General features: G+C 74.4%; 12 protein-coding genes. 5 read left to right on the forward strand and 7 right to left on the reverse strand.

Going from position 1 to position 15,556, the window contains the following annotated elements; translation table 11 throughout:
* Window positions 1–21 precede the first annotated feature (21 nt).
* The 4 genes from ACLQ2U_RS03720 to ACLQ2U_RS03735 all read left to right on the forward strand — a co-directional run bounded on the left by ACLQ2U_RS03720 (window position 22) and on the right by ACLQ2U_RS03735 (window position 5,410).
* Window positions 22–1,215, forward strand: a complete 1,194-nt coding sequence (locus ACLQ2U_RS03720; protein WP_425749095.1) for a thiolase family protein — start codon at window positions 22–24, stop codon at window positions 1,213–1,215.
* Window positions 1,212–3,281, forward strand: a complete 2,070-nt coding sequence (locus tag ACLQ2U_RS03725) for a 3-hydroxyacyl-CoA dehydrogenase NAD-binding domain-containing protein (protein ID WP_425749096.1) — start codon at window positions 1,212–1,214, stop codon at window positions 3,279–3,281. Before ACLQ2U_RS03720 ends, ACLQ2U_RS03725 begins: the two co-directional genes overlap by 4 nt.
* Window positions 3,282–3,450: 169 nt before the next feature.
* Window positions 3,451–4,524 carry a hypothetical protein gene (locus ACLQ2U_RS03730; protein WP_425749097.1) on the forward strand — a complete coding sequence of 358 codons (1,074 nt, stop codon included), beginning with the start codon at window positions 3,451–3,453 and terminating at the stop codon, window positions 4,522–4,524.
* Window positions 4,525–4,687: 163 nt separating this feature from the next.
* On the forward strand, window positions 4,688–5,410 hold the full coding sequence (locus ACLQ2U_RS03735) for a hypothetical protein (RefSeq protein ID WP_425749098.1): 723 nt from the start codon (window positions 4,688–4,690) through the stop codon (window positions 5,408–5,410).
* A gap of 55 nt (window positions 5,411–5,465) precedes the next feature.
* Here the strand turns inward: ACLQ2U_RS03735 and ACLQ2U_RS03740 are convergent, their stop codons facing one another.
* The 6 genes from ACLQ2U_RS03740 to ACLQ2U_RS03765 all read right to left on the reverse strand — a co-directional run bounded on the left by ACLQ2U_RS03740 (window position 5,466) and on the right by ACLQ2U_RS03765 (window position 11,473).
* Window positions 5,466–5,879, reverse strand: a complete 414-nt coding sequence (locus ACLQ2U_RS03740) for a VOC family protein (RefSeq protein ID WP_425749099.1) — start codon at window positions 5,877–5,879, stop codon at window positions 5,466–5,468.
* Window positions 5,880–6,043: 164 nt separating this feature from the next.
* A complete protein-coding gene (locus tag ACLQ2U_RS03745; RefSeq protein WP_425749100.1) occupies window positions 6,044–6,943 on the reverse strand; it encodes an AEC family transporter in 900 nt (299 codons plus the stop codon).
* A gap of 43 nt (window positions 6,944–6,986) precedes the next feature.
* Complete coding sequence (locus ACLQ2U_RS03750) at window positions 6,987–8,159, reverse strand: sensor histidine kinase (protein ID WP_425749101.1); 1,173 nt, start codon at window positions 8,157–8,159, stop codon at window positions 6,987–6,989.
* Window positions 8,153–8,815 carry a response regulator transcription factor gene (locus tag ACLQ2U_RS03755; protein ID WP_425749102.1) on the reverse strand — a complete coding sequence of 221 codons (663 nt, stop codon included), beginning with the start codon at window positions 8,813–8,815 and terminating at the stop codon, window positions 8,153–8,155. The genes ACLQ2U_RS03750 and ACLQ2U_RS03755 overlap by 7 nt, the downstream gene beginning before the upstream one ends.
* A 112-nt stretch (window positions 8,816–8,927) precedes the next feature.
* Window positions 8,928–10,187, reverse strand: a complete 1,260-nt coding sequence (locus ACLQ2U_RS03760; protein WP_425749103.1) for a PQQ-binding-like beta-propeller repeat protein — start codon at window positions 10,185–10,187, stop codon at window positions 8,928–8,930.
* Window positions 10,184–11,473, reverse strand: coding sequence for a PQQ-binding-like beta-propeller repeat protein (locus ACLQ2U_RS03765; RefSeq protein ID WP_425749104.1), 1,290 nt, complete (start codon window positions 11,471–11,473; stop codon window positions 10,184–10,186). Before ACLQ2U_RS03765 ends, ACLQ2U_RS03760 begins: the two co-directional genes overlap by 4 nt.
* Window positions 11,474–11,594: 121 nt before the next feature.
* On the opposite strand from ACLQ2U_RS03765, the gene ACLQ2U_RS03770 reads away from it, so the two are divergent.
* A complete protein-coding gene (locus ACLQ2U_RS03770) occupies window positions 11,595–13,457 on the forward strand; it encodes a hypothetical protein (RefSeq protein ID WP_425749331.1) in 1,863 nt (620 codons plus the stop codon).
* Window positions 13,458–13,496: 39 nt separating this feature from the next.
* Here ACLQ2U_RS03770 and ACLQ2U_RS03775 read toward each other — a convergent pair whose 3' ends face one another.
* Window positions 13,497–15,455: a hypothetical protein gene (locus ACLQ2U_RS03775; protein ID WP_425749105.1), complete on the reverse strand. Its 1,959-nt coding sequence runs from the start codon at window positions 15,453–15,455 to the stop codon at window positions 13,497–13,499.
* Between the last annotated feature and the right edge of the window lie 101 nt (window positions 15,456–15,556).

Consider the following 15,556-nt stretch of genomic DNA (forward strand, 5'->3'; position numbering starts at 1 on the left):
GTGCCGGCTAGGAGGCTCCAAGTGCCCCGTGAAGTTCGAGATGTCGTCTTCGTCGACGGCGTCCGTACCCCCTTCGGCAAGGCGGGTGGCATGTACGCCAACACCCGCGCCGACGACCTGGTGATCCGCTGCATCCGCGAGCTGCTGCGCCGTAACCCGCAGCTGCCGCCTGAGCGGGTCGAGGAGGTGGCGATCGCCGCCACCACCCAGATCGGCGACCAGGGCCTGACCATCGGCCGCACCGCCGCCCTGCTGGCCGGCCTGCCCAAGACCGTCCCCGGCTTCTCCATCGACCGGATGTGCGCCGGCGCGATGACCGCCGTCACCGCCGTCGCCGGCGGCATCGCCATGGGCGCGTACGACATCGCCATCGCCGGCGGCGTCGAGCACATGGGCCGGCACCCGATGGGTGAGGGCGTCGACCCCAACCCGCGGATCATCGCGGAGAAGCTGGTCGACCCGTCCGCCCTGGTCATGGGCGCCACCGCGGAGAACCTGCACGACCGGGTCCCGCACATCACCAAGGAGCGCACCGACGCGTTCGCGCTCGCCTCGCAGCAGAAGACCGCCAAGGCGTACGCCAACGGCAAGCTCCAGGACGACCTGGTGCCGGTAGCCATCCGCGACGAGGAGAACGGCTGGGGCCTGGCCACGGTCGACGAGGCTCCCCGGGAAACCTCGCTGGAGAAGCTCGGCACCCTGAAGACCCCGTTCCGCCCGCACGGCAAGGTCACCGCGGGCAACGCGGCCGGCCTGAACGACGGCGCCACCGCCAGCCTGCTCGCCGCCGAGGAGACCGCCCGCGAGCTGGGCCTGCCGATCGCCATGCGGCTGGTGTCGTACGGCTTCGTCGGCGTCGAGCCCGAGGTGATGGGCGTCGGCCCGATCCCGTCGACCGAGAAGGCGCTGCGCATCGCCGGCCTGACCATCGACGACATCGGCCTGTTCGAGCTGAACGAGGCGTTCGCCGTGCAGGTGCTCGCCTTCCTCGACCACTTCGGCATCGCCGACGACGACCCCCGGGTCAACCCGTGGGGCGGCGCGATCGCCATCGGTCACCCGCTCGCCTCCTCGGGCGTGCGGCTGATGACCCAGCTCGCCCGGCAGTTCGCCGAGTACCCCGAGGTGCGCTACGGCCTCACCGCCATGTGCATCGGCATCGGCATGGGCGGCACCGTGATCTGGGAGAACCCGCACTGGGAGGGCAACAAGTGAGCGCGCTCGCCGCACCGAACGAGGTCGTCACCAAGGCGCTGCTGCGCCAGGTGAACCTGCCGGGGCTGGACCGTCCCGCCGCCCTGATCACCCTGGACAACGGCTTCGACCACACCAGGCCGAACACCTTCGGCCCGGCCGGCCTGACCAGCCTGGACGAGGCGATCAGCACCGCGCTGGCGGCGAACCCGGCGTTCATCGCGGTCACCGGCAAGCCGTACATCTTCTGCGTCGGCGCCGACATCGTCGGCCTGCCGGCGCTCGCCGACCGCGACCAGGCGCTGGAGATCGGTCGCCTCGGCCACCGGGTCTTCGCCCGGCTCAAGGACAGCCAGATCCCCACCTTCGCCTTCGTCAACGGCGCGGCGATGGGCGGCGGCCTGGAGCTGGCCCTGCACTGCCACTACCGGACGCTCTCCGCCGGCGCGGCGGCGCTGGCGCTGCCCGAGGTCTCCCTCGGCCTGGTGCCCGGCTGGGGCGGCACCCAGCTGCTGCCGCACCTGATCGGCATCCCGGCGGCGACCCAGGTGATCATCCAGAACCCGCTGATGCAGAACAAGATGCTCAAGCCGAAGCAGGCCGCCGAGATGGGCATCGCGGACGTGCTGCTGGAGCCGGCCGACTTCCTCGAGCGGTCCCTGGAGTGGGCCGCGGGCGTGGTCCGGGGCGAGGTCACCGTGACCCGGCCTGAGGTCGACAAGGACATGTGGGCGGGCGTGCTCTACTTCGCCCGGCAGACCCTCGACCAGCGGCTGCACGGCGCGGTGCCGGCCGCGTACAAGGCGCTGGACCTGCTGGAGACGGCGAAGGACGCCGACTTCGCCACCGGCACCGCCGCCGAGGACGAGGCCCTCGCGGACCTGGTCTTCTCCGAGGAGCTGCGCAGCGGCCTGTACGCCTTCGACCTGGTGCAGCGGCGGGCCAAGCGGCCGGCCGGCGCGCCGGACAAGGGCCTGGCCCGCCCGGTCACCAAGGTGGGCATCGTCGGCGCCGGCCTGATGGCCAGCCAGCTCGCCCTGCTCTTCGCCCGCCGCCTCCAGGTGCCGGTCGTCATGACCGACCTGGACCAGGCCCGGGTGGACAAGGGCGTCGGCTACGTGCACACCCAGATCGAGAAGGCCGTCAGCAAGGGCCGGATGGACAAGGGCACCGCCGCCAGGCTGTACGGCCTGGTCAGCGGCTCGGTCGACAAGAGCGTCTTCGCCGACGCCGACTTCGTCATCGAGGCCGTGTTCGAGGACCTGAACGTCAAGAAGCAGGTCTGGTCCGAGCTGGAGAAGATCGTCAAGCCGGAGGCCGTGCTCGCCACGAACACCTCCTCGCTGTCGATCACCGCGATGGCCGCGGAGCTGGAGCACCCGGAGCGGGTGGTCGGCTTCCACTTCTTCAACCCGGTCGCCGTGCTGCCGCTGCTGGAGATCGTCCGGGGCGAGCGGACCGACGACGCCACGCTGGCCACCGCGTTCGCGGTCGGCAAGCAGCTGAAGAAGTCCTCGGTGCTGGTCAAGGACGCCCCCGCGTTCGTCGTCAACCGGTTGCTCACCCGCTTCCTCGGCACCGTCTTCGCCGCCGTGGACCAGGGCACCCCGCTGGACGTGGCGAACAGCGCACTGGACCCGCTGGGCCTGCCGATGCGCCCGCTCGCCCTGCTCCAGCTGGTCGGGCCGGCGGTGGCGTACCACGTGGGCGGCACCCTGCACGCGACGTTCCCGGACCGGTTCGCGGTCAGCGAGAACCTCAAGCGGATCGCCGAGTCCGGCCAGCCGATCGTGGTCGACGACCAGGTCAACGACGAGGTGGCCAAGCTGCTCGTGGTCGGCGACCAGCCGCTCACCGCCGAGCAGGTACGCCAGAACGCGCTCGACGCGCTGGCGCAGGAGATCCGGCTGATGCTCGACGAGGGCGTCGTCGCCGAGGCGCAGGACATCGACCTGTGCATGATCCTCGGCGCCGGCTGGCCGTTCCACCTGGGCGGCGTCACGCCGTACCTGGACCGGACCGGCACCTCCGAGCGGGTCGCCGGCCGGCGGTTCCTGCCGCGCGGGGCGGCCAGCCTGCGCGGCTGATCCACACCGCTTCCCCCGCGGTCGCGGTGGTCGGGGGCGTCCACCACGGACGCTCCCGGCCACCGCGATCGTCATTCCGGCCCCCGGCCACGGGTGGGGAACGGGGCAGCGGAACGAGGCGCCGGCTGGCTACCATCACCCGTTCTCACCTTCGCCTGGAGCTGATCTGATGTCCTCACCGCCGGTCGATCCCTGGTCCACGCAGCCGGAACACGGCCCGCCCCACGCCTCCCATCCGCAGCCGCGCGCCGGGCACCCCGCACCGCCGCCCGCCGGTGACTGGCCCACCGCGCAGTACCCGACCGCCCCGGCCCCGCGGGCCGGCGGCTGGCCGGCTCCGCCGCAGCAGGGCGGCCACCCCGCCGACCCCCACCCCACCCAGGCGTACGGCGGCTACCCGCCCGCGCCGCAGGGCGACCCGTACCCCGCCCCAACCTCCGGTGGCTACCCGCCCGCGCCGACCTACGGCGGCTACCCGCCCGCGCCGCAGGGCTTCCCGGCCGGTGGTCCGGACGCCACCCAGGCGTATCCGGGCTTCCAGAGCCCGCCGTTCGGCCCACCGGCGCCGCAGCCGAAGAAGTCCCGGCTGCCGCTGATCCTGTCGCTGGGACTGGCCGGGCTGCTGGTGCTCTGCCTGGGCGGCGGCGGTCTGGCGTGGGTCGCCCTCTCCGACGCCGAGGACCCGGCGCCGGTGGCCACCGGCGGACCCGCGCCCAGCGGCGGCGCCACGCCCCCCGATACGGGGACGGCGAGCGCCGAGCCGACCGAGGAGGAGGAAGCCCTCGGCCGGGTCCGGCTGGTCACGCCGAAGACCCTGGCGGGACGCGCGAAGAGCACCGATCCGGAGCTGCGCCGGATCGCCGACCAGGCGGTCCGGGACATGAAGTCCAGCGTCCGCAACGAGACCGGCGCGGTGAGCGCCTTCTACGGCAGCGCGGCCAAGCGGAACCTGGTCATGATGGCCGGCGCCTCCGGCCCGATCCTGCTGCCGGAGCACGAGCTCGACGAGGCGATCAAGGGGCTCTCCGCGTCGCTGGCCGTGAAGAAGATGACGACGGTCAGCCCCGGCCCGCTGGGCGGCGTGGCGAAGTGCGGCGACGGCAAGGCGTCCGGCATCGCGCTCGGCGTCTGCGTCTGGGCCGACCACGGCAGCGTCGGCATGATCGTCATGTACTTCTCCTCCGCCAGCAAGGCGAAGGCCGAGTTCGTCACCATCCGGCGCCAGATCGAGAAGCGGGCCTGATCCGTACCGGTCGCGGCGGTCGAGGGTTTCCCGGGTGGACCCGGGCCGCCGCGACCGTCGTACCAGGACGGATGCGTCACTCGCGGGGCGGGCGGGGCGGCGGGACAGCCCCCGTTCTGGCTAAGATCACGCGTCCCTCCCCCAGACACCTGGAGCTGACCCGATGTCCCAGCCGCCGGCCCACCCCTACTCCCCGCAGCCGGACGACGGCGCGCCGCAGGGTTCGTACCCGCCGCCGCAGCAGCCCGCCGTCCCGGCGCAGCCCGGCCAGCCGTACGGCGGCCCGGCCGGTCCCCCCGCCCCGAAGAAGTCCAACGTCGGCAAGATCGTGCTGATCTCCCTCGCCGTGCTGCTGGTGCTCTGCCTGGGTGGCGCCGCGATCGCCTTCTTCGCCTTCAAGGACGAGGTCAAGGACACCGTCGACGCCGCCAACACCAAGGTCGCCGCGCCGACGACCCTGGCCGGCCGCAAGCAGATCTCCGACCCGGAGCTGAAGGCGCTCTCCGACCAGATGGTCGCCGAGATGAAGTCCTCCGTGCAGAACGAGACCGGCGCGGCCGGCGCCTTCTACGGCGACCCGGCCAAGCAGGACCTCGTCATGATCGCCGCCGCCTCCGGCCTGATGGCCGACCCGAAGAAGGAGCTGGACGAGGCGGTCACCGGCCTCTCCGGCGAGCTGGCCGTCACCAACATGGCGACGGTCGACGCCGGTCCGCTCGGCGGCGACGCCAAGTGCGGCGACGGCAAGACCGAGGGGGTCCCGCTGGGCGTCTGCGCCTGGAGCGACAAGGGCAGCGTCGGCATGATCGTGATGTTCTTCAAGTCGGGCGCCGAGGCCAAGACCGAGTTCGTCACGATGCGAGGCCAGATCGAGACGCGTTCCTGACCCGTACGGCGTGCACCGGGCCCCGTCCACCGCATGGTGGACGGGGCCTGTCGCGTCAGCCGGCGTCCGTCGTGGCCGCGGGTGCGGCCGTCGTGGCGGCGCGTTCGGCGGCGCTGCGCAGCACGCAGAACTCGTTGCCCTCCGGGTCGGCGAGCACCACCCAACCGGACCCGTCCGGCCGCCGCTGATCGGCGACCTGGACCGCGCCGATGCCGAGCAGGCGCTCGACCTCCTCGTCCCGGGTCCGGTCGGTCGGCTCGATGTCGAGGTGCAGGCGGTTCTTCACCGCCTTGTCCTCCGGCACGGCCAGGAAGAGGACCTCCGGCCCGCCCGGCGGCAGCAGCATCGCCTCCGGGTCGCCGGGGAAGTCGTCCGGCTGCCGGGGGCAGTCGAATACCTGCGCCCAGAATCCGGCCAGGGCGTACGTGTCGCGGCAGTCGATGCCGATGTTGTGGATCCGTGCACTCACGGTGTTCCTCCGAGATGGATGGACGCGCCCCGCGAGCGTGGAGTGTCAGCGGCGGGCGGTGCGGGGCGCGGGACTGGTCATGGCGGACATCAACCGCACCCCCTCTCGTCGGCTCGGGCTGACGGAAGGATCTTGTCACCGGCCGGGCCGGCCGGCAACCCCCTTCAGCCCAGCAGGGCGCCGATCACCGCCAGGGTGCCCATCGACAGCGCGGTGGTCACGATCACCGTCTCCCGGGCCACCGCCTCGCCGCTGCCGTACTCCCGGGCAAAGATGTAGGTGTTCTGGGCGGTGGGCAGCGCGGCGCAGACCACGAGGGCCAGCAGGTCCGCCGGCCCGACGCCGAGGAGCAGCCCCACCGACCAGGCGGCCAGCGGCTGCGCCAGCAGCTTCAACCCGGAGAGCACGGCCACCTCGCCGGTTCCGCGGGGGCGGGGCCCACCGCCGGTCAGCGAGAGCCCGAGCACGACCAGCGCGGTCGGCACGGCCGCCGCCCCGAGCAGGGCCAGCGGGCCGGTCACCACGTCGGGCGGGCGCCAGCCCAGACCGGAGCAGAGGGCGCCCAGGGCCGGGCCGGCGATCACCGGGTTGCGCAGCGGCAGGGTCAGCAGCCGGCCGGGGCGCAACCGCCGCCCGGCGCCGCGGTCGAGCAGCACGAGGATCACCGGGGTCACCACCAGCACCTGGAAGAGCAGCACCTCGGTGAGGAAGGCGGCGTCGCCGAGCACCTGCAGCGCCACCGGGATGCCGAGGTTCGCCGAGTTGACGTATCCGGCGGCCATCGCCCCGATCGTCGCCTCGCCGGTCGACCGGCGGCGAAGCACCGCGCCGAGGGCGAAGGCGAGGCCCATGGTGGCGGCGGTGCTCGCCGCGAAGGCGGCCAGGGCGGTCGGGTGCACCTCCAGCCGGGTGCGGGACAGGGCGGTGAAGAGCGCCGCCGGCATGGCCAGGTGGAAGACGAAGCCGCCGAGCACCCGTTCGGCCTCCGCCCCGAGCAGCCGGCGTCGCCCGATCAGCCAGCCGAGCCCGGTGAGCACCCAGATGGGTACGAAGGCGGCGAGCACCGGAGGAGCGTACGCAGCCGGCCGGCGGCGTCCCCGGCGCGGGCTACGGCCGGGCGGCGGGCGCCACGACCGCCGCGTCGGCAGACGGCAGGCTGACGGTCACCTCCAGGCCGCCGCCCTTGCGGGCGACCACCTGCACGGTGCCGCCGTGCGCGTCGCAGACCGCCCGGACGATGGAGAGCCCCAACCCGGAACCGCGCGCCCCGGTGCGCTCCCGCCCACCCCGCCGGAACGGCTCGAACAGCCCCGGCACGTCGACCTGGTCCACCTCGAACCCGGTGTTCCCCACCACCAGCCAGGAGGCCCGGCCGTCGGTGCCGGTCCACACCCAGATCCGGCCGTGCAGGTGGTTGTAGCGGACCGCGTTCTCGATCAGGTTTCCGGCCAGCCGGTCCAGCAGGCCCGGGTCGCCGACGACCGGGGCCGGCCGGAGCGACGTCTGCACCCGCAGCCCGATCCGCTCGACCTCCCGGGCTACCGCGGAGAGCGCGTTGGCCGTACCGGTGCCGAGGTCGCACTCGGTGCGGCGGGCCAGCCGACGACCGGTCTGGGCCTCGCTGCGGGCGAGCACCAGCAGGGCGTCCACCAGCCCGTTGGCCCGTTCGGAGGCGTCGCGGACCACGGTGGCCATCCGGCGGTACTCGGCGGCGTCCGCCTCGTCGTCGCTGAGCGTCACGTCGATCTCGGTCCGCATCACCGCCAACGGGGTACGCAGCTCGTGCGAGGCGTTGGCCACGAAACGCTTCTGCGCCTCGAAGGCGGCGGCGATCCGGTCCAGCATCGCGTCGAAGGTGCGGGCCAGCTCGGCCACCTCGTCGTCCGTCCCGGACCAGCCGATCCGCTGGTCGAGGGTGGCCTCGCCGAGCCGCTGCGCGGTCGCGGTGACCTGGCGCAGCGGGCGCAGCGTCCGGCCGGCCACCAGGTACGCCCCGGCGACCCCGACCACGCTGATCGCCAGCAGCGCGATCAGCCCCTTGACCAGCAGCTCCTGCGACGCCGCGTCGACCACCTGGTGCTGCCACACCGCGGCGTCGAGCGAACGCCCGTCGGCCAGCAGCACGGTGGTGCCCGGCCGCAGCTCGTCGGTGGGGCGCAGCGCGTCGCGGACCAGCAGCCAGGCCAGGGCCACCAGGATCGCCCCGGCGCCGACCAGCAGCACCCCGTTGAGCAGGGTCAGCCGCAGCCGCAGGGTGGGGCGCAGCCGGCGGGTCACCACCCCACCGTCCGGTACCCGGCGCCGACCACCGTCTCGATCAGCGACGGGTCACCGAGCTTCTTGCGCAGGGTCATCACGGTGACCCGGACGATGGTGGTGAACGGGTCGGTGTTGGCGTCCCAGACCCGTTCCAGCAGCTCCTCGCTGGAGACCACCGCCCCGCGCGCCTTGACCAGCTCGCAGAGCACGCCGAACTCCTTGTTGGTCAGGTCGACCGGGGCGCCGCCCCGGGTGACCACCCGGCGGGCCGGGTCCAGCACCAGGTCGGCGACCGCCAGCACCGGCGGGGCGGCCGGGGTGGCCCGCCGGCCGAGCGCCTGCACCCGGGCGACCAGCTCGTCGAAGGCGAACGGCTTGGGCAGGTAGTCGTCCGCGCCGAGCCCCAACCCCTCCACCCGGTCGGCGACGGTGCCGCTGGCGGTCAGCATCAGCACCCGGGTCAGCGTGCCGGAGGCGGCCAGGTCGGCGCAGATCTGGTCGCCGTGCACCCCGGGCAGGTCCCGGTCGAGCACCACCACGTCGTACCGGGTGACGAAGGCGGCCTCGTGGCCGGCGTCGCCGTCGTACGCCACGTCGACCGCCATGCCACGCTTGCGCAGCCCGCGCGCGATCGCGTCGGCGAGGTTCCGCTCGTCCTCGACCACCAGCACCCGCATCCCGACCTCCTCGCCGACCTGCCCGACAACCTAGCGCCGGCCGCCAAACCGGCGTCGCCCGCCGTCACGGTTGGCCGCCGTGGCGCGGGTACGCCGGGCGCCCAGCGCGGAGTCAACCGCTCAGCCGCCACGCCCGGAGCTCGCCGCTCGGCCGCCAGCAGACCAGGGTGCGGTCCCGCGCGAAGCACATGTCGCCGCGCTCCGGCAGCAGGTCGCGTAGCCGCAGCTCCCCGTCGGCGCCCAGCCCACCGAGGAGCTGCCGGTCGCCGGCGACCGGGCGGCTGACGAGCTGCGGCGGGCCGGCCGACGGCCCGCCGACCAGACGCCACCGCCCCAGGTCGGCGGTGACCCGGCCGGTCGCCGGGTCGAGCAGGGCGAGCCGCTCGGCCTCGTCGGCCCGGACGCCGAGCAGCCGGTCGCCGAGCGGGAACAGCGGCATCCAGCGTTCGTCCGCCCAGCGGAGCTGGCCGGTGGCCGGGTCCAGCACCCGCGCCCCGGTCTCGCTGCGCAGGCAGAGCGCTCCGCCGCAGGCGTCGGCGAACGGGGCCGACCGCGGATCGAACGGCACCTGCCAGCGCCGGGCCCCCGTGCCGAGGTCGTACGCGGTCATCCGGCCGGGGTCGCCGTCGATCAGCAGCAGGTCACCGGCGACCTGCGCCAGTTCGTACGACTCGCCCCGGGCCGGTGGCACGCGGAAGGTGGTCCGCGCGACGCCGGTGTGCGGGTCCCGCACCTCGACCCGGCCGGAGCGGGTCACCACGACGACGGCCTCGATGACCCGCCCGGCCGTGCGATACCCGACCGTGCCCGGGCCGGTGGTGGCCGTCCAGCGGACCGTTCCCGCCACCGGGTCGACGCCTCTCACGGTCACCTGGCCGGGGTCGACGGTCTCCAGCAGCAGGCCGCCGTCCCCGGTCGGCACCGCGGCGCCGGGCTGCCGCCAACGCACCCGGCCGTCGGTTGGGTCCAGCAGCACGGCGGCCGGGCCGTCGCCCGGCTCGACCGAGACCACGACGTCGCCGCCCACCGTGTCCAGCCCGACGAGCTGCTCGCCGGCCGGCAGCGACCAGGTCCACCGGGTCCGCCCGTCGGGCAGCCCCAGGGCGACCAACTGCCGCGTCGGCAGCGACCCGCCGCCGGGGCTCTCCACGACGACGAGCAGGTCGTCGGTGACGGTCCAGCCCGGCTCGGGCTGGGCCCGGCCGAACAGCAGGGCCGGGCGGTCGGGCGGGGGTGCCGCCGCCACCGGGGTCAGCAGGGCGAGCAGCCCGGCCAGGACGACCCGCAGCGGTCGGCCGGGGGCCCGGGGTCGGCGCGGCTCCGGGACCGGCTCGGTGCCGTGCCCCAGCTCGCCCAGGTCGATGACGGTCACCTGTCGAGCCGCCAGACCCCGTATGAGCCGTCGAGGCGGCGGCAGACCAGCAGGTCCGCGCCGGCCTGGCACTCGCCCGACACCCCGGAGAGCACGTCGAGGACGCGGACCCGGGCGGCGCCGACGTCCAGGTCGGCGACGACCAGCCGGTCGTCGCCCGTCGGGCGGACCCCGACCAGCCGGCCGTCCGGCGGATACCAGCCGGCCAGCTTCCAGGGGCCGAGTTCGCTGATCACCCGGCCGGTCGCCGTCTCGACAAACGCGTAGGTCTCCTCGGCGCCCGACCCCAGCGCGCCGACCAGCAGCCGCCCGCCCCGCTCGGTCGTCGCCACCCGCCAGCGCGGGGCGGCCCACCGGACCGCCCCGGTCGCCGGGTCGAGCCCCCACATGCCGCCGGTCTGCCCGTACACGCAGATCACCGCCCCGCACTCGGCGAGGAGGGCGACCAGCCCCAACCGGATCTCCCAGCGGCGCTCCAGCCCGTCCAGCCCGTACGCGGTGATCCGGGAGGCGTTGTCCCGGACCACCAGCAGCAGGTCGCCGACCGCCTGGGCCTGCTGGTAGACGGGCAGGTCGCCGGGGTTGATCCGGGCGCTGCGCAGCCGGACGCCGGTGCGGGCGTCCCAGACCTCGGCCGGCCCGGTCGGCGGGGTGAGCACGATCCGGTCGGCGCCGTCCCGGCGGAACCGGAAGGTGGTCGCCGCCTCCGGTGCGGGCAGCGTCCAGCGGACCCGGCCGGTGGCCAGGTCGACGGAGCGGACGGTGCCCGGCCCGTCGCCCTCCTCGCTCTCGATGAGCAGGCCGTCCCCGGCCTCGATGCCGGCGCCCTGCTGCTCCCAGCGCGACCGGCCGGTGGCCAGGTCGAAGGCGTGGGTCCGGAACGGCCCGTCCTGCGACGGCCCGCCGACGAAGAGCACGAGGTCGTCGCGGACGGCGAGGCCGCCGAAGACGCCGGTGGACGGCAGCGGAGCCCGCCACAGCGGCGTGAGCGGCCCGCTCCCGGCCGGCGGGACGGCGTACGCGGAGAGCTGGCCGGGGCGGCCGGACGGCGCGTCCACCGGCTCCGTCACGAAGAGCCGGTCGGCGGTGAGGTACGCGGCCGAACCGGGCCGGGCCGGCACGGTGAACGGTTCCCGACGCGCCGGCGGGGCGGACCCGGCGAGCGCCACCAGCGTGAGGACGAGGACGAGTGCGACCCGGGTCGGCCGGCCGACCGTCCGGGGTAGCCGGCCCGGTGGTTCCGGTCCGGCGTCGTCCCGCAGCTCACCCAGATCGATGATCGTCACGCCCGACCTCCCCGACCGTCGCGACCCGGCACCCGGCACCCGGCGCGGCCCGCGGGACGCCCGCCGGCCCGGCCGGTCCGACGCGTCGCCGCCTGTACGATGGCCCGTCGTGGCTGTGCCGGTGGTAGATCCCTCGTTGAACCAGACGTCCGCGCCCGACGAGGTCGAGCCCGTCGCGGCCGACCCGACCCGACGGCCCCGCCGGCGGCCGAGCCGGGCCGACGTCCTGGTCATCGGAGCCTATGTGCTGCTCGGCGTTTTCGTGTGCCTGAACTACTGGGCGGACGTGCCGCACCGGGTCTCCTCGCACCTGCCGACCGACCACAGCTGGTTCGAGTGGCTCTTCTCGCACGGCGCGTACTCGGTGCGCCACCTGGAGAACCCGCTGTTCAGCGCGCGGCAGAACGCCCCGGACGGGGTGAACATGATGGCCAACACCTCGCTGCTGGGCATGACCCTGCCGCTGGCCCCGGTCACCCTCCTGTTCGGCCCGCAGGTGACGTACGCGCTCTACCTGGGCGGGGCGCTCACGGCCACCGCCGGTACGTCGTACTGGATGCTCTCCCGGCACCTGGTGCGTTCCCGCGCGGGGGCGTTCGTCGGCGGCGCCTTCCTCGGCTTCGCGCCGGGCATCGTGCACCACGCCAACGGGCAGCCCAACTTCGTCTCCAACTTCCTGCTGCCGGTGATCGTGGCCCGGGTGCTCCGGCTCGGCCGGCCGGGCCGGTGGCGGCGCGACGGCGTCGTGCTGGGCCTGCTGGTGGCGTACCAGATCTTCATCAACGAGGAGATGTTGCTGCTCACCGCGCTGGCCTGCCTGGTGGCGGTGTTCGCGTACGTGGCGCAGCGTCCGCGCGCCGCGCGCGAGCGGGCCGGCGGCTTCCTGGCCGCGCTCGGCCTCGGCGGCGGGTTGGCGCTGCTGCTCACCGCCTACCCGATCTGGTACCAGTTCAACGGCCCGCAGTCCTACCGTGGCCTGCAGGGCGGGGTGTTCCACAGCTGGGGCGAGGACCTGGTGGCCTTCGTCACCTTCGCCCGGGACACCGTGGCCGGCGACGAGGCGGTGGAGCGGACCATCGGCCTGACCGAGCAGAACACCTGGTTCGGCTGGCCGCTGGTGCTGGTCTCGCTGGCCGCCCTGGTGCTGCTCTGGCGCCGCTCGCTGGCCGCCCGGATCGTGGGCGTGCTGGTGCTGGTCTTCACCGTCGCGGCGATCGGCCCGAAGGTGCGCTTCGACGGCGTGGAGACCGGGATCGACGGCCCGTGGGCGTACGTCCCGGACGACCTGCCGCTGGTGGAGATGATGATGCCGACCCGGCTCACCCTGGTGGTGACGGCCGCGGTGGGTGTCCTGCTCGCGCTGGCCTGGGACGCGGTGGCCGGGTACGGCCGTACCGTCGCGCCCGCCCCGCGTGCGGCGGCCGACGACGGACCGGCGCCGGCCGGCCCGGCCCGACGGCGGTGGGTCCGGCCGGTCGGGTACGCGGCGCTCACGCTCGCCGTGCTGCCGCTCGTCCCGCGCCCGCTGCCGGCGCAGCACATCGACCCGCCGCCGCACTTCGTCACCGCCGGCGGCTGGCGCCCGTACGTCCCGGCGGGCCGCACCCTGGTACCGGTGCCGATCCCGAGCAACGTGCACGGCCTGCCCACGCTGCGCTGGAGCGCGTTGACCGGGCACGCGTTCCCGGTGCCGGGCGGCTACTTCATCGGGCCCAACGGCGACGGCGAGGGGGGCTTCGGCGCGCCGAACCGGCCGACCAGCACGCTGATGTACTCCACCATGGACTCCGGCACCGTGCCGGCGCTGACCGAGGAGAACCGCCGCCAGGCGGTGGCGGACCTGCGCTACTGGAAGGCGTCGGTGGTGGTGCTCGGCGCCCACCCCCGCGAGGCGGTGCTGCGCGAGCTGATGACCGGTCTGCTCGGCCCGGCACGGCGGGTCGACGACGTGTGGCTCTGGGACGTCCGGCCGCTGGTGCCCTGACCGGTCACGCGCGTCCCGCGTCGCGCTGACCGGAGCCGGTCAGTCGGAGCGGGCGCTCAGTGGGCGGACGTCCCACACCCAGACGTCCAGCTCCCGCCTGCCGGGGCCGACCAGCTGCTCGACGGTGCGGCGCAGCGGCTCGGCCTGGTGCTGGCCGACGGGCAGCACCAGGAGCGCGGCGTTCCAGTGGCGCAGCTCGTCCAGGCAGCGCCGGCGCTGCCGGTCGTTCAGCTTGGGGGTACGGCCGGTGGTGGCGACCTCGTCGAGCAGCTCGCCGAGGTCGCTGGGGCGGCCGCCGAAGCGACCCGGGTCGCCGGTGTTGCCGTTGCGTGGGGCCAGGAAATAGCCGCCCGGGATCTTGAATTCGAGGTTGGTGGACGCGGCCCAGCGCATCGCGTGCGTGTTGCCCATGCCGGGCACCGGCACCGGCACCAGGGTCTGGTCCGCACCGACGTACTCCCGCCAGCGGTCGGCGGTGATGAAGTCCGGCACCGGCGGCCGCGAGGTCACCTTCAGCGGCATCGGCACGATCGGCAGCAGCGCCAGCACCAGGGCGGCGACGGCGACCGTCCGGGCGTGCCGCCACTCGGCGCCGCGCAGCGTCCAGGCCCGCTGCACGGCCAGCGCCAGCAGCACGCCGATCACCACGGAGGTGATCAGGGCGAACCGGGTCGGCACCACCGCGTCCAGCAGCGGCAGCCGGACCAGCAGATCCCACGGGCCGGTGAACAGGTCCCGGTCCCACCAGGACACCCGCTCGCCGAGGGAGAGCACGGCGAAGAAGAGCCCGGTCGCGGCGAGCGCCCGGACCATCACCTCCCGGCGCAGCCAGACCACGATACCGACCGCGATCAGGGACAGGCTCCACCCGAAGAAGGCGTTCTCCTCCGAGTAGTTCGGGGCCAGGTTGACGTTGGCCCGCTCGTTGCCGCCGAAGGTCGGCGAGCCGGGGGCGAAGAAGGCGGCGATGTCGTTGCCGTAGTCGCGGACCGCGTCGCTGAGCCCGTGGTACGCCATCGGCCCGGCGAACTGGATGTAGAGCGGGTACGCCAGCAGCGCCCCGGCCAGCACCGCGCACACGGACAGCCCGGTCGCCAGCGGCCGCCAGGCCCGGGCCCAGAGCGCCGGCCGCTGCACCACTATCGCGGTCAGGAGGACGCCGCAGGCCAGCGCGGTGAAGAGCAGGATCTCCTCGTTGATGAACGCCTGCGCGGTGACCAGCAGGGCGAGCAGCACGCCGTCGCGCAGCGGGCGGGCCGACCGGGTGAGCACCAGCACCCGCCAGACGATGAACGGCAGCAGGAACTGGGAGATGATGTTGGGGTGCCAGTTGGCGTGCGAGAGCATCGCCGGCGAGAACCCGCAGAACCAGGCGCCGACCGCGGCCGCCAGCCGGCGCCCGACGAGGTGCCGGGAGAACACGTGGTACCAGGCCGCGGCGGTGCCGGCGAGCCCCAGGGTGACCAGCGCCACGAACGACACCGCCGGTCCGAAGAGCAGGGTGACCGGCACCATCGGGATGCCCAGCGCCAGCACGGCCGTGTTGGCCATCAGGTTGACGCCGTCGGGGTAGTTGAACTGGTCGGTGTAGAACGGGAACTCGCCGTGCAGCACCACCCGCGCCGAGTGGGCGAGGAAGAACTGCACCTGCGCCGGGTCGCCGCTGTAGAGCGCGGCGACCCGACCGGCCGGGTCGACCCAGAGCTGGCTGGTCACCCAGAGGGCGACGAGCAGGAAGGTCCCGTACGCCGCCAGGTCCTTGCGCCGCGAGGTCCACCCCCACCGCCGGGTCCGCGCGGGCGCCGCCGCGCCGTCGGCCACCGCCGGGCGCTTCCCGGGTACGCCGTCCGGCCGCTCCGGTACGCCGGGCGGCGTCACCGCGGGGGCGGGTGTGGCCGGGGCGGGCGGGGGTGCCGTCACGGTCGCCGTGGCGCCGCGGGCGGCGCCCGGGTAGGCGTCGGATTCCGGCGCGGATTCGCCACGTGGCTGGGCAGACATCACAGTCGGCGGAGTCTACCCGAGCCGGAGAATGGTCCGAAATTCACACTGGTGTCCCTTGTGGCCCTCGGGGCACGGCTGCGGGCCGACGCCCGGCGTTG

The organism is Micromonospora sp. DT47 (assembly GCF_049844475.1).
Classification (GTDB): Bacteria; Actinomycetota; Actinomycetes; order Mycobacteriales; family Micromonosporaceae; genus Micromonospora.